The organism is Aeromonas sp. QDB20 (assembly GCF_027707805.1).
GTDB classification, from domain to species: domain Bacteria; phylum Pseudomonadota; class Gammaproteobacteria; order Enterobacterales; family Aeromonadaceae; genus Aeromonas; species Aeromonas dhakensis.
On sequence record NZ_JAPCJC010000013.1, the window covers coordinates 37,595 to 52,233 of the forward strand.

Sequence of the window (14,639 nt, forward strand, 5' to 3'; positions counted from 1 at the left end):
CTGGTCACCTCGGATGCCGTGGCGTGAGAAATGCCGCAAAACAGCAGTAAGGTGAGGAAAAGTCTACTAATCATTTTCGCTCGCAGGCCGATAAGTTGTTCACGTATATCACCATATTTAACTATGCTTGCTTCAGAATTCGTTCGTAGTGACATCGACAGTCTGACGCAAGCCAACACGCATGCATGATTAATGCCAAGCGTTTTTAGGGAGTGTTTATGGCCAGTATCCTGGACTCGGTCAACCAACGTACCCAGCTGGTGGGGCAAAACCGGCTGGAATTGTTGTTGTTTCGTCTCAACGGACGTCAAAGATTTGGCATCAACGTATTCAAGGTTCGTGAAGTGTTGCAGTGTCCTCCCTTGACCGTCATGCCCAAGTTAAACTCCTGCATTCGCGGGGTGGCCCACATTCGTGGCCAGACGATCTCCGTCATCGATCTGAGCATGGCGATGGGCAAGCGTCCTATCGAGGATCTGACCAAGTGTTTCATCATCATTTCTGAATACAACCGCTCCATTCAGGGTTTTCTGGTGCACTCGGTGGAGCGCATCATCAACATGAACTGGGAGTCCATTCTGCCCCCGCCGAAAGGGGCGGGGCGCATCAACTACATGACGGCCGTCACCGAGGTGGATGGGGAGCTGGTCGAGATCCTGGACGTGGAGCGCATCCTCAACGAGATTTCGCCGGTGTCGACCGAAGTGAGTCAGGAACTGGTGGAGGCCAGCGTAGAACACCCGACCCTGGGACGTCCGGTGCTGGTGGCCGATGACTCTTCCGTGGCCCGCAAGCAGGTGCAGCGCGCCCTCGAAGCCATCGGGGTACAGTGCGTGCTGGCCAAGGATGGACGCGAAGCGCTCAACATGTTGCTGGAGATGTCCAAAAACGGTCCCATCAAGGATCAGATCGCCCTGGTGATTTCGGACATCGAGATGCCGGAGATGGATGGATATACTTTCACGGCAGAGATCCGCAACAATCCCAATCTCAAGGACTTACATGTTATTCTGCACACATCCCTCAGTGGGGTGTTCAATCAGGCCATGGTGCAGAAAGTTGGTGCGAACAATTTCATTGCCAAATTCCAGCCGGATGAATTGGCCAAGGCCGTACAAGGCGCACTCTAATCAAGAAGAACAAACTGCATGAAGACACTTTCGGACGACTTATACAAACAATTCAGCAATTTTCTGGCGGTACAGAGCGGAATCGTGCTGGGTGACAACAAACAGTATCTGGTCAAGAGTCGGCTTTCACCCTTGATGACTCAGTTTGGTATTGAGAGTCTGTCTGATCTGGTTACTCGAGCGATGAGTGTGCGTGAGCGTGACCTGAAAATGGCAGTGGTTGATGCCATGACCACCAACGAGACCCTTTGGTTTCGCGATACCTATCCCTTCCAGCTGCTGACCGACAAGATCTTTCCCGAACTGGGCAAGAGCGGTCGGCCCATCAAGATCTGGTCTGCGGCCTCTTCCTCCGGACAGGAGCCCTATTCTATCGCCATGACGGCGCTGGAACAGCAGATGAAGAAGCCCGGCACCTTGCCAGGTGGCGTCCAGATCGTGGGAACGGACATCTCGACCACCATGCTCAATCAGTGCAAGGAGGGGGTATACGACAGCCTGGCACTGGCCCGTGGTTTGTCGCCCGAGCGCAAGAAGCTGTTCTTCGAACCCTATGGCGACAACAAGATGCGGGTGGTGGAGCGTGTCAGAAAATTGACCACTTTCCGGCCCTTGAACCTGCTGGAGAGCTACAGCCTGCTTGGCAAGTTTGATATCATCTTCTGTCGCAACGTACTCATCTACTTTGCCCCGGAAGTGAAGTCCAAGATCCTCAACCAGTTTGCAGCCAGCCTCAATCCCGGCGGCTACCTGATGTTGGGGGCTTCCGAGTCGCTGGCCGGTTTGACCGACAGGTTCGAGATGATCCGCTGCAACCCCGGCATCGTCTACAAGGTTAAATGATCCCCGCTTAAATCCCTCTTTGGCACACCTCTTGCTAATAATTTCTCAAGCAGGAGGTGTGCTATGGCAATTTCATTCGACAAGGCATTTGGTATCCATCAATACACGCTGAGCGTTCGCTCCAAGCGTGCCGAGGTGTTGTCCAGCAACATTGCCAACGCGGATACCCCTGGCTTCAAGGCCAGAGACATCAACTTCTCGCAAGCATTGGAAGAGGCCCAGCAACATCAGGGCTTCGGCCTTGCCACGACCAGCGAGAAGCACTTTGCCTTGCAGATGGATGCGCCCGGCGTGACGCAGTACCGCAATCCCCTGCAGCCGGATACCGGTGATGGCAACACGGTGGACGTGCAGCAGGAGCGTAGCGAGTTCTTGCGCAACAGCCTTGAATACCAGACCTCCCTTGAATTTATGAACAGCAAGATCAGTGGCCTGCTGAAGGCCTTGAAAGGAGAACAGTGATGAGTTTGTTCAAGGTCTTTGACATTGCAGGCTCGGCCATGAGTGCACAGTCTGTTCGACTCAACACGGTAGCCAGCAACATGGCCAACGCCGACAGCGTGAGCTCCAGCGTGGAAAAAACTTACCATGCCAGGCGGCCAATCTTTGCCGCCCAGCTGGATCAGGCCATGTCGGACAAGCAGGCGTCGGCCGGGGTTGAAGTGAAGGGCATTGTCGAGAGCGATGCCCCTCTGCTCAAGGAGTACAACCCCAACCACCCCATGGCAGACAAGGATGGCTTCATCTTCAAGCCAAACGTCAACATGGTGGAAGAGATGGCGGACATGATCAACGCCTCGCGTAGCTATCAAACCAACGTGCAGGTGGCCGATTCTGCCAAGAAGATGCTGCAGCAGACGCTCAACCTCGGCAAGTCCTGACAGGGGGACGCATAAATGGCAGATACAACCAGTGGTGTGAACGGTATTGGCTATACCTCCACCCAGACCACGGGCACGACCACCACTCCGAAGAAGGAGCTGGATCAGGAGTCGTTCCTGAAGCTGCTGACCATGCAGCTCTCCTATCAGGATCCGTTCAAACCGGTGGACAACGCCCAGATGCTTTCCCAGATGACGTCCATGTCGACGTCCCAGGGGATCAGCAGCCTGTCGAACCAGATTGGCAGCCTCAATACCTTGATGACCTCCAGCCAGGCGCTGCAGGCGTCGGCACTAGTGGGGCAAAACGTCTTGCTGCAGAGCAACGTCGGCTACCTGGAAAAAGATGGTTCTTTGCCGGGTGTGGTCGCAGTGGGCACAGAAAACAAGTATTCCAACGTCAAGATCACCATCGAAGACGAGAGCGGACAGGTCATCAAGGAGTTTCCGCTGGAAGGTGACCAGAAGGGCAACGTCGAGATTGTATGGGATGGCAAGGACAAGAACGGAAACCCGGCCAAAGAGGGCAAATACACCCTCAAGGCCAACGGTACCGTGGACGGGAAGTCGGAGAGTGTGCCGATCTTTGCCTACGGCAAGGTCGACAGCGTGATCCTGGGTTCGGCAAGCAATCCGACCCAGCTCAATTTGAAAGGCCTCGGTACAACAAGCTTGAACAGTATCTTGCAGATTGCAGGTACGGTGAAAACACCATCAACCACCACGCCAACAGCATCGATCTAAGGAGCTGGATATGTCATTTAACAATGCCTTGAGCGGTGTCAACGCGGCACAAAAAGATCTGAACGTTACCGCCAACAACATTGCCAACGTCAATACCACGGGCTTTAAAGAGTCTCGTGCCGAGTTTGCGGACGTTTACGCCAACTCCATCTTCGTCAATGCCAAGACCCAGGTCGGCAACGGTGTGGCAACGGGGGCGGTGGCGCAGCAGTTCCATCAGGGGGCGCTGCAATTCACCAACAACGCCCTTGATTTGTCCATCCAGGGCAACGGCTTCTTCGTGACGTCGGACGGTCTGACCAACCTGGACCGTACCTTTACCCGGGCTGGTGCCTTCAAGCTGAATGAAAACAGCTATATGGTCAACAATCAGGGCAACTATCTGCAAGGTTATGAAATCAACACGGATGGGACACCCAAGGCGGTCAGCATCAACGCCACCAAGCCGATTCAAATTCCGGATCGGGCGGGCGAGCCCAAAATGACCGAGCTGGTGGAGGCCAGTTTCAACCTGAGTATCGAGTCGAAAACCAAACCGACGTCACCCGCCGCGTTTGATCACACCAACTCCGCCACCTTTGCCCACTCAACTTCCGTGACGATATATGATTCGCTGGGGGCCCCCCATGTGATCACCAAGTATTTTGTCCGCCACGAGGATCCGGCTGCCCCGGGAACGCCGCTGACCCCAGGTACCTGGAGCATGTACATGTATGAGGGGGACAAGCCCATCGACATCGCTGGTGGTTCACCCAGCCCGGCCGCAGGCGTCCCCACCGGCGTCCAGATGACCTTTACCTCCGGCGGCAAACTGGATACAGCGCTGACCGTTCCGGCAGATCCGATCAAAACCGTCACGCTTGGTACTGCGGCCGGGATTATCACCAACGGTGCCGATCCCACCCAGACACTGGAGATCCGTCTCGGTGACGTGACGCAATACAGCTCGCCTTTCAACGTCACCAAGCTGACCCAGGATGGCGCCACTGTCGGTAATCTGACCAAGGTGGAGATCACGCCGGACGGCATTGTGTCGGCGACCTACAGCAATGCGACTACTTTGAAGGTTGCCATGGTGGCACTTGCCAAGTTCGCCAATTCGCAAGGATTGACCCAGGTTGGCGATACCTCCTGGCGCCAGTCTCTGCTCTCTGGCGATGCGCTGCCAGGCACCCCCAATTCGGGCACCCTGGGCAGCATCAAATCCTCTGCGCTGGAGCAATCCAACGTGGATTTGACCTCCCAGCTGGTCAACCTCATCACGGCGCAGCGCAACTTCCAGGCCAACTCCCGTTCGCTGGAAGTGAACAGCTCCCTGCAGCAGACCATACTGCAGATCCGTTAAGTCTGGTTGCATGCACGACAGGGGGCGCTTCGGCGCCCCTTTTTATTGCCTGTTGTTGCGGGTGATTGCGGCGGTAACTGACAAGCTTGATGGGGATTGGCATTCAAATTGCAGTTCCTCTGTCAGAGTCATCAGTTTGACGGAGGATCCCATGGATCACCTGCTATACATCGCCATGTCCGGGGCCAAGGAGAGCATGAACAGCCTGGCTGTTCGAAGCAACAACCTGGCCAACGCCAACACCACCGGCTTCAAGTCTGACTTCGAGCAGGCGCGCAGCATGCAGGCGTTTGGCGAAGGGCTGCCCACCCGGGTGTTCGCCATGGCGGAGCGGCCGGGACAGAACCTGCAGCACGGCATGCTGATGACCACGGGTCGGGATCTTGACGTTGCCGTCGACGGTCCGGGCTGGATTGCGGTGCAGGATCCCAAGGGCGGTGAAGCCTATACCCGCATGGGCAACCTGCAGCTCAGTGCCACCGGCAATCTGCAGACCTCCACCGGCCTGAACGTGGTGGACGACGGCGGTCAGCCCATCGTGCTGCCGCTGCCGATGGAGAAAATCGAAATCAACCGGGACGGCACCATCAGCGGCCGGCCGGAGGGGGCCGCCCCCAACCTGCCGGAGGAGTACCAGCGCATCAAGCTGGTCAACCCGGCGGCCGATGCGGTGGAGAAGGGGCAGGATGGCCTGTTCCGTCGCAAGGATGGCCAGAATGAAGCTGCGTCGGCCAATGTGGGCCTCATCGCCGGCTCCCTCGAGGGGAGCAACGTCAACGTGGTTGATGAAATGACCAACCTTATTCGCTTGCAACGTCAGTTCGAAACCCAGGTCAAAATCATGAAGACCGCGGAAGAGAATGACGAGGCCCAAACCCAGCTGCTGCGTATCAGCTAACCAAGGAGTTTTACATGAACCCTGCACTCTGGATCAGCAAGACCGGGTTGGATGCACAGCAGACCAATATCTCGGTTACCTCGAACAACCTGGCGAACGCCAGCACCGTGGGTTACAAAAAATCCCGGGCCATCTTCGAGGATCTGCTCTATCAAAACATCAATCAGCCGGGCGGTCGCTCGTCGGCCGACACCGAGCTTCCCTCCGGCCTGATGCTGGGGGCGGGTGCCAAGGTGGTGGCCACTCAGAAGAACCACAGCCAGGGCAACGTGCAGACCACCGACAACTCGCTGGATCTGATGATAAGCGGCCGCGGCTACTTCGAGATCCAGCTGCCGGACGGCAGCGCCGCCTATACCCGCAACGGCCAGTTCACCCTCAACGATGAAGGGACCATAGTCACGCCGGGCAACGGCTATCCGTTGCAGCCGGAAATCCAGATCCCCGAAAACGCCCAGAGCGTCACCATAGGGGAAGATGGGCAGGTCTCGGTACAGCTCAAGGGGGATGGCGCCTCCCAGGTCATCGGCCAGATCAATACCAGCGACTTCGTCAATGCCTCCGGCTTGCAGCCGATGGGGGAGAACATGTTCGTCGAGACCCAGTCCAGCGGTGCCCCGATTCAGGGGGTGGCCGGCACGGACGGGCTTGGGGTGATCAAGCAGGGGATGCTGGAGACCTCCAACGTCAACGTGACCGAAGAGCTGGTCAACCTGATCCAGGCCCAGCGGGTGTACGAGATGAACTCCAAGGTTCTCTCGGCGGTGGACGGCATGATGTCCTTCCTGATCCAGCGCACATAAGTAGGAGGCGCACCATGAAAGCCATATGGATGCTGGGACTGATGGTGTTGGGGGGCTGCAGCAGCACCCCCAATACCCCCAAGCCTGATGATCCCGAGTTTGCCCCCGTTTACGGGGAGTCGGAGCCGGTCTCGGTCAGACCGACCGGGGCGATTTTCCAGCCCGATCAGGTCAACGGCATCTACTCGGACATCAAGGCGCACAAGGTGGGTGACATCATCACCATCGAGCTGGCCGAGTCCACCTCCGCCTCCAAGAAGGCCAATACCCAGAGCGGCAAGGACAACAAGCTGACGATGAACACGGCGATGCTGGGTGGTGTGCCGGTAACGGCAGGCCCCTATGATCTGTCTGCCTCCCTTGGCCAGAATGGCGCTTTCAAGGGACAGGCCAAGGCGGATCAGAGCAACAGCCTGCAGGGCAACATCTCCGTCAGCGTGGCCAAGGTACTGCCCAACGGCAACCTGCTGGTGCGCGGCGAGAAGTGGATCATGCTCAACAACGGCAATGAATATATCCGGATCACCGGCATGATCCGCCCCGAGGACGTGACCACGGACAACAGCGTCTCCTCCCAGAAGGTGGCCAATGCCCGCATCCATTACGGTGGTACCGGCGATCTGGCCAACAGCCAGGAACAGGGGTGGCTCACCAGCTTTTTCAATGGTCCCTGGTGGCCGCTCTAGGAGGTGTTATGAAGTCGCTCCGTCTTGTTGCCCTGTTTTGCTGCCTGTTGCCCCTGGGGATGGCTCATGCCTCCCGGATCAAGGACATCAGCTCGGTGGAAGGGGTGCGCAGCAACCAGCTGATCGGCTACGGCCTGGTGGTGGGTCTGCCCGGCACGGGTGAGAAGAGCAACGCCTTCACCGAGCAGACGTTTCGCACCATGCTGAACAACTTCGGCATCAAGGTGCCGGACAACATCAAGCCCAAGATCAAGGACGTGGCGCCGGTGGCCATCCATGCCGATCTGCCCCCTTTTTCCAAACCGGGGCAGACCATAGATGTGACCGTATCGGCCATCGGTGAGGCCAAGAGCCTGCGCGGCGGCACCCTGCTGCAAAGCTTCCTGAAAGGGCTGGATGGCCGGGTCTATGCCGTAGCGCAGGGCAGCCTGGTGGTTGGCGGGCTGGGGGCCGAGGGGGCTGACGGCTCCAAGGTGGTGGTCAATACGCCCACCGTCGGCCGCATCGCCAACGGGGCCACCGTGGAGCGGGAGGTTCCGAACTCCTTCAGCCAGGGGGATACCATCACCTTCAACCTGAATCGTCCCGACTTCACCACGGCGCGCCGGCTGGCCGACGTGGTCAATGATCTGGTCGGCCCCAACACCGCGCAGGCGCTCGATGCCACCTCGGTCAAGGTCTATGCACCGCGGGATCCGGGCCAGCGGGTCTCCTATCTCGCCACCATCGAGAACCTGGAGGTGGATCCGGCCACCGAGGCGGCCAAGATCATCGTCAACTCCCGTACCGGCACCATCGTCATCGGCAGCCAGGTGCGGCTCAAGCCGGCGGCCATCAGCCATGGCGGCTTGACGGTCACCATCGCGGAGAATCAGCAGGTGTCCCAGCCCAATCCGCTCTCGGGTGGCCAGACGGCGGTGACCAACAACTCCACCATCAATGTGCAGCAGGAGCAGGGGCGCATGTTCAAGCTGGATACCGGGGCGACCCTGGATGATCTGGTGCGGGCGGTGAACCAGGTCGGGGTGGCACCCGGCGACCTGATGGCTATCCTGGAGGCGCTGCAGCAGGCTGGCGCCATCGAAGGCCAGCTGGTCATACTGTAATCAACAAGCGGCAAGGGGTTGCCACGGGCGGCAATGAGGTAAGCAAAATGGCAGAGTTAGATAACAACGGCGGCGTGAATCTGGGCATGGTACAGGACATCCAGAACCTGGATCGCCTGCGCCAGTTGAGCCAGAGCAAGGAGGGGAAAGCGGATGCGCTGATGGCCGCCTCCCGCCAGTTCGAGTCCATTTTTACCCAGACCCTGTTCCAGAGCATGCGCCAGGCCAACCAGGTACTGACCCAGGACAGCCCTTTCAACAGCAGCTACACCCAGTTCTACGAAGGGATGCTGGATGAGCAGCGGGTCGCCGACATGTCGAGCAAGGGGGGGATAGGCCTGGCCGCCATGGTGGCCAAGCAGCTCTCGCCGGAGACCTTTACCCATCACGACGGGCGGGTGCTCAAGATGCCCCAGCGCACCGAGCGGGTCTACAAACCCTATCAGCCGCCCACCTCCGCCGCCAACGATCTCATCTCTGCCTCAAAAGTTGGCAAAGATTTTGCTGAGAAAGAGATGCAAGGGGATGCCCAGCCTCAGACAGCGCTGCATCGTACCCACCGAACCGTACCGCCCATGGGGCCGGCGGCAGAGGCACACGGCATGCGCAGTCACAAGGCGCTGGACGATACCGCACAGGTGTTCGACTCCCCTGAAGAGTTTGTCGACCGGCTGATGCCGCTGGCCAAGAAGGCGGCCGCCAAGCTGGGGTTGAGCCCGGCGGTGCTGGTGGCGCAGGCCGCGCTGGAAAGTGGCTGGGGCAAACGGGTGATCAAGAACGGGGAGGGGCAGGTGACCCACAACCTGTTCGGCATCAAGGCTGACCCGCGCTGGGAAGGGCCCAAGACGGTGGTCAGCACCCTGGAATACGAGAAAGGAGTGGCATCGCGCCAGAAGGCCGCGTTTCGCTCTTACGAGTCGTTCGAAGAGAGCTTCAACGACTATGTCGATTTCCTGACATCGGGCTCCCGCTACAAGGGGGCACTGGCCAAGGTGGACAGTCCGGATCGCTATTTCGAAGCCTTGCAACAGGCCGGATACGCCACCGACCCGCACTATGCCAGGAAACTGAAACAGGTATTGCGCAGTGACGCCATTGCCGGCTACTCCGCGACCAACACGACAGAAATGGAGCTGTAAGTCATGGCAAGCGATCTGCTTGGAATTGGTACCTCGGGTGTGATGGCCCAGCAGCGGCTGCTGCAGACCACCAGTAACAACATCGTCAACGTCAATAGCCAGGGCTATGTGCGTGAACGTACCCTGATCTATACCAATGCCAACGGACTCGGCACCGGAGACATGCTGACCGAGCGGGTCATCAACGCCTATGCCCAAGGGGAGGTCAGACGCGATACCTCGGCCTTCTATGCCTCTTCCACCCGTTATCAGCAACTCGCCAACACCGACACCCTGCTGGGGGACACCAGCAACAGCGTCGGTGCCGCCATCAGCTCCTATTTCGAAGGATTCCATACCGCCAACGAAGCACCCGCCGACATCTCGGGCCGCAAGACCACCCTGAGCGGGCTGAGTGGCATGGTGAACCGCTTTCATACCCTGTCGGCCCAGCTGGACAAGCAGACCGACACCATCAACACCACCATCGGTGACGAAGCCAAGCGAGTGAACAGCCTGATCAACAGCATCAACGATCTGAACCAGGCTATCATTCGCACCCAGGGCACGCCGGAAGAGAACCTGATGCTGTTCGATCAGCGGGACGAGGCCATTCGCCAGCTCTCCGAGAAGATGGAGATCCGCACCGTGCCGCAGGACAACGGCAGCATGCTGGTCAACATGAGCACCGGCCACTCCCTGGTGCTCAACGGCAGCGTTGCCCAGCTCAATGTGGTGCCGGGCAATCCCGATGCCCGTGAGTCCGAGTTGCAGCTGGTCATGGATCCCAACAAGGTCGCCCTCAATGACAAGGACATAGGCGGCGGGATAGGGGGGCTCTTCTCTGCCCGCAACGATCTGGAGCCGGCCAAGCGCGAGCTGGGTCAGCTGGCGGCCGCCATGGCGGATGCCATGAACCAGCAAAACCGGTTGGGGATGGATCTGGACAACGAGCTGGGGGGGGATCTCTTCTCTCTCGGCACGAGCGATGGCCTGCCCTACAGCCAGAATACCGGAAACGCTACCGCCAAGGTGAGCTTCGTGCCCGGCAAGGGGACGGAAGTGACCACCTTCGACTACGAGGTGCAGTTCAGCAGTGCCACCGGCTACGAGGTGTTTTCGGTGGACAAGGATGGCAACCGCACCTCGCTGGCCACCGGCACCACGCCACCCGCCACCGTGCAGGTGGCGGGGCACGGCATCCAGTTCGATCTCTCCGGCACGCCGGCGGCGGGGGATAAGATCTTGCTGCAACCCACCAAGCGGGCGGCAGCCGGGCTGGACCAGCTGGTGACCCGGGCCGAAGATCTGGCGCTGGCGTCGCCGCTCAAGGCGGATAAAGGCAAGAACAACTTCGGTTCGGGCGAGATCAAGCTCACTGGCATCACCAATACCGGCGCCGGTTCCGGCTTTGGCACCAACAGCCTGGATCCGGCCTCACCTCAGGTGGTGAAGATAGATGGCAGCGGCAACTATCAGGTCTATGCCGCGGACGGTACCACCCTGATCGGGGTTGCCCCCGCCGCCAGCAAGGGGCAGAACCTGATGGCGGCCCTAGAGAATCCGCTCGGTGGCCCCAAGGTGTATGCCACTCCGACCCAGACCCCGGGTTATGAGTTCAGCATCACCGGCAAGGTGGAAGCCAATGACAGCTTCACCCTGAGCTACAACACCGACGGCTTTGCCGACAATGCCAACGGCCTGGCGCTGGCCGAACTGCAGAACAAGGATCTGGTGCGCAAGAGCAGCAACGCCGGTACCAGCAACGACAAGATGACCTTCAACGAGGCCTACTCCAGCCTGGTGACCGGGGTGGGCAACACCACCAGCCAGGCCAAGAGCCAGCTCAAGGCCGATGAAACGAAATTGACCCAGAGCAGGGGGATTTTCGAGAGTGTCTCCGGCGTCAGTCTGGAGGAGGAGGCGGCCAACCTGATCCGCTATCAGCAGTCCTATGCCGCCTCCGCCCAGATCGTCAGCACTGCCAAGACCATCTTCGACACCCTGCTGTCATCAGTGAGGTAACCCGATGCGTATCACCACCAACATGGTCTATGACCGCAACATCTCCTCGCTGAACAGTGCCAACGAGCGGCTGAGTACGGCCTACGAGCAGCTGATGACGGGGGAGAAGTTCAAGTCGGCGGGGGAGGACCCTTCCGGCATGAGCCAGAAGCTGGCGTTGACCAAGGAGATCGATCTCTTCAAGCAGTACGGGGTCAACGGCAGCCTGCTGGAAAACAGCCTGGGCCACGAGGAGACGGTGCTGACCGCCCTCAACACCGCCATGACCAGTGCCCAGACCCTGATCCAGAAGGCGAACGACTCGGCGGTGGGGTACGAGGATCGCCAGGCTATTGCCAGCGAGCTGGAGGGGCTGCAAAAGCAGATGTTCGACCTGATGAACAGCAAGAACTCCCAGGGCGAATATATCTTCGGCGGCAATCAGAGCAAGACCCAGCCCTTCATTCAGGATGCCAGCGGCAACTACATCTTTCAGGGGGATACTGGCCAGCGCAAGATCCAGGTGTCACCGACGGTGCAGATTGCCGCCAACGATTCGGGCTTCAACCTGTTCGAAATCGTGCCGACCCGTCGTACCAGCAGTGCGGGGAGCGCCAATATTCAGGTCGGGGTGGCCGATCAGGGCCACTTCGACAGTTTTTACCGCAACAATTACGACCCTTCGCTCGCCAGCAACCAGTACACGGTGAACACCATCGCCGGCACGCCGGATACCTACGAGATCCGGGATGGCGGCGGTACCCTGCTGCAAAGCGGCGACTATGTGGCGGGCAACAAGATCCCCTTCAACGGGCTGGAGCTGACCCTGTCGCTGCCGGCGGGGGGCGCGGCGCAGAACTTCGTGCTGGATCCGCCCCAGAACAACAACATCCTGGATGGCATGTCCGATTTCATCACGGCGCTGCGGGATCCCAACATCACGCCGGATACCTTCCAGCTGAAGGTGGCGGATGCCACCGCCCACATGAAGAATGCCCGTCTGAACGTGGATCAGGGGCTGGGGGAGATCGGCGGGCGCATGAACGGGCTGGAGCAGGTGATGGGTTCGAACGAGGGCTTGAGTACCCTCAACCAGCAGGCGAGGGCCAAGGTCTCCGAAGCGGATCTCTATGAGGTGATCGCCACCCTGTCGAAAGAGGATGCAGCCCTGAGCGCCACCCAGCTCTCCTTCAGCAAGATCAGCAAGTTGACCCTGTTCGACTACATCCGCTGAGCTTTTTTCATCGCTTGCGGCCCTGGCTGGCCGCAAGCGATGGTTGCCGTTCCAGTCCCTTTTTTCCGCTTTTTTATCCTCATTCAACTCCCCTTGCCAACCAATTGTAACAAGCTGTTGCCATGGGCCATTTAGCCCCTTGCCCCGGGTTGACTCCTATTGAGCGTTCGATAATCATGCTGCCCGCACAACAGAGGGTTGTGCGACTATTTGCAGCATCTCGTTAGGCGAGGCTCCTGTATAAACACAGGCCACTGATCTCACGACGTCCAGAGACGCCCAAGATCAGGACAGTTTTCATCGGATTAAGGTGTAAACCCAAGTGGCTTCCGGCATGCCGGATACGTTATGCAGTGCTAAAGCTGGTACGTGGGGATGATGACACGCCGAACGGCGTCATTTCCTGCCTATTACTCGTCAATCAAATTGCTGTTTTCTTTCAGACGGCGACGGATCACCGTTCGCGCTCGGTCTTGCCTGAAATCACATGAGGTCATTTGTGATGAAGAAAACACAGACACTACTCAATCGTCACCAACTGCTCGATCTGGCCGCCCTGCAGGGCTGGCTGGAGCACAATCTGGACCCGGTGCAGCGCGCCGATCAACTGCTGACCCTGCGTCCGGAAGAGCTCAACTGCATCTTCGATACCCTGCCCATCAACGAGGGGGCTGCACTGCTCGGCTCGCTGTCGGCGGAGTGTGCCGGCCGGCTGCTGATGCGACTGCATGTCAGCATCGTCAGCCTGTTGCAGGGGGCCATGCCCCGTCGCGACATGCTGGCCATTCTGCGCCGGTTGGGAAGCAGTGATCGCACCATGCTGCTTGCCCGCTTCCCGGAGCAGGTACAGTCCACCTTCTACTCCCTGCTCGACTGGCCGACCGAATCGGTGGGCGCCAACATGCGCCACGAGTTTCTGGCCATCGGCGATCAGGAGACGGTGGGCAGTGCCAAGCAGCTGATCCACGATGCCTGGGACAACGCCCAGCTGTTCCAGAACCTCTATGTGGTCAACAACGACAAACGCCTGCTCGGCAGCATCTCGCTCAAATCCCTGCTGATTGCCGACCCGCAACTGCCGGTGAGCGAGCTGATGGACCGGGAGGTGGTGCGCATCAACGCTCGGGCGGATCAGGAGCTGGCCGCTCGCCTGCTGATCGATCGCGACCTCTCGACCTTGCCGGTCGAGGATCAGGGCAAGCTGGTGGGTATCTTCCACGTGGACGATGCCGCCGACATCCTGGAGCTCGAATCCACCGAGGATGCCGAGATGCAGGGGGGCTCCTCGCCGCTCGATACCCCCTATCTGCAGGCAACTCCCTGGCAGCTGTGGCGCAAGCGGGTAGGCTGGCTGCTGATCCTGTTCGTGGCCGAAGCCTATACAGGTACCGTGCTGCGGGCCTTTGAAGAGCAGTTGGAAGCCGCCATCGCGCTGGCCTTCTTCATTCCGCTCCTGATCGGCACCGGCGGCAACAGCGGCACCCAGATCACCACCACGATCGTGCGTGCCATGGCGGTCGGGGAGGTGAGCCTGCGCAACCTCGGCACCGTGCTGAAAAAAGAGATCTCCACCGGTCTGCTCATCTCGGCGGCCATTGCCCTGGCGGCCTGGGTGCGGGCCTGGAGCCTGGGGGTTGGTCCCCAGATCGGCATGGTAGTGACTCTGACCATCATCGCCATCGTGCTGTGGAGCGCCACCGTCGCCTCTGTGATCCCCATGGTGCTGCGTCGTTTCCGCATCGACCCGGCGGTGGTGTCTGCCCCCTTCATCGCCACCCTGGTGGACGGCACCGGTCTCATCATCTACTTCGAGATCGCCAAGCTGTTGCTGCCCGAGCTGCAGTAAG

General features: G+C 59.3%; 14 protein-coding genes and 1 riboswitch. All 14 genes read left to right on the forward strand.

What is annotated here, in order from left to right; translation table 11 throughout:
- Window positions 1-218 precede the first annotated feature (218 nt).
- The 14 genes from PG897_RS15305 to mgtE all read left to right on the forward strand — a co-directional run bounded on the left by PG897_RS15305 (window position 219) and on the right by mgtE (window position 14,638).
- Complete coding sequence (locus tag PG897_RS15305; protein WP_005302769.1) at window positions 219-1,130, forward strand: chemotaxis protein CheV; 912 nt, start codon at window positions 219-221, stop codon at window positions 1,128-1,130.
- Window positions 1,131-1,148: 18 nt separating this feature from the next.
- On the forward strand, window positions 1,149-1,973 hold the full coding sequence (locus PG897_RS15310; RefSeq protein WP_095592404.1) for a CheR family methyltransferase: 825 nt from the start codon (window positions 1,149-1,151) through the stop codon (window positions 1,971-1,973).
- Window positions 1,974-2,036: 63 nt separating this feature from the next.
- Window positions 2,037-2,435 carry a flagellar basal body rod protein FlgB gene (gene flgB / locus PG897_RS15315; protein ID WP_005302767.1) on the forward strand — a complete coding sequence of 133 codons (399 nt, stop codon included), beginning with the start codon at window positions 2,037-2,039 and terminating at the stop codon, window positions 2,433-2,435.
- Window positions 2,435-2,854 carry a flagellar basal body rod protein FlgC gene (gene flgC, locus PG897_RS15320; RefSeq protein ID WP_005302766.1) on the forward strand — a complete coding sequence of 140 codons (420 nt, stop codon included), beginning with the start codon at window positions 2,435-2,437 and terminating at the stop codon, window positions 2,852-2,854. The genes flgB and flgC overlap by 1 nt, the downstream gene beginning before the upstream one ends.
- A gap of 15 nt (window positions 2,855-2,869) precedes the next feature.
- Window positions 2,870-3,598 carry a flagellar hook assembly protein FlgD gene (locus PG897_RS15325; RefSeq protein WP_005302765.1) on the forward strand — a complete coding sequence of 243 codons (729 nt, stop codon included), beginning with the start codon at window positions 2,870-2,872 and terminating at the stop codon, window positions 3,596-3,598.
- Window positions 3,599-3,608: 10 nt separating this feature from the next.
- Window positions 3,609-4,943 carry a flagellar hook protein FlgE gene (gene flgE / locus PG897_RS15330; protein WP_005302764.1) on the forward strand — a complete coding sequence of 445 codons (1,335 nt, stop codon included), beginning with the start codon at window positions 3,609-3,611 and terminating at the stop codon, window positions 4,941-4,943.
- 151 nt (window positions 4,944-5,094) lie between these two features.
- Complete coding sequence (gene flgF, locus PG897_RS15335; protein WP_005302763.1) at window positions 5,095-5,841, forward strand: flagellar basal-body rod protein FlgF; 747 nt, start codon at window positions 5,095-5,097, stop codon at window positions 5,839-5,841.
- Window positions 5,842-5,855: 14 nt separating this feature from the next.
- Window positions 5,856-6,644: a flagellar basal-body rod protein FlgG gene (gene flgG / locus PG897_RS15340; protein ID WP_005302762.1), complete on the forward strand. Its 789-nt coding sequence runs from the start codon at window positions 5,856-5,858 to the stop codon at window positions 6,642-6,644.
- A 14-nt stretch (window positions 6,645-6,658) separates the two neighbouring features.
- A complete protein-coding gene (flgH, locus tag PG897_RS15345; RefSeq protein ID WP_005302761.1) occupies window positions 6,659-7,330 on the forward strand; it encodes a flagellar basal body L-ring protein FlgH in 672 nt (223 codons plus the stop codon).
- Between the two features lie 8 nt (window positions 7,331-7,338).
- Window positions 7,339-8,436, forward strand: a complete 1,098-nt coding sequence (locus PG897_RS15350) for a flagellar basal body P-ring protein FlgI (RefSeq protein ID WP_010633466.1) — start codon at window positions 7,339-7,341, stop codon at window positions 8,434-8,436.
- Window positions 8,437-8,483: 47 nt separating this feature from the next.
- On the forward strand, window positions 8,484-9,575 hold the full coding sequence (gene flgJ / locus PG897_RS15355; protein ID WP_201883810.1) for a flagellar assembly peptidoglycan hydrolase FlgJ: 1,092 nt from the start codon (window positions 8,484-8,486) through the stop codon (window positions 9,573-9,575).
- Between the two features lie 3 nt (window positions 9,576-9,578).
- Window positions 9,579-11,579 (forward strand): FlgK family flagellar hook-associated protein, encoded by a 2,001-nt coding sequence (locus tag PG897_RS15360; protein WP_201883812.1) that lies wholly within the window; start codon window positions 9,579-9,581, stop codon window positions 11,577-11,579.
- Window positions 11,580-11,583: 4 nt separating this feature from the next.
- A complete protein-coding gene (gene flgL / locus PG897_RS15365) occupies window positions 11,584-12,792 on the forward strand; it encodes a flagellar hook-associated protein FlgL (protein ID WP_017782329.1) in 1,209 nt (402 codons plus the stop codon).
- Window positions 12,793-13,004: 212 nt separating this feature from the next.
- Window positions 13,005-13,174, forward strand: a riboswitch (M-box (ykoK) riboswitch).
- A gap of 120 nt (window positions 13,175-13,294) precedes the next feature.
- Window positions 13,295-14,638: a magnesium transporter gene (mgtE, locus tag PG897_RS15370; protein WP_005302756.1), complete on the forward strand. Its 1,344-nt coding sequence runs from the start codon at window positions 13,295-13,297 to the stop codon at window positions 14,636-14,638.
- The last annotated feature ends 1 nt before the right edge of the window (window position 14,639 follow it).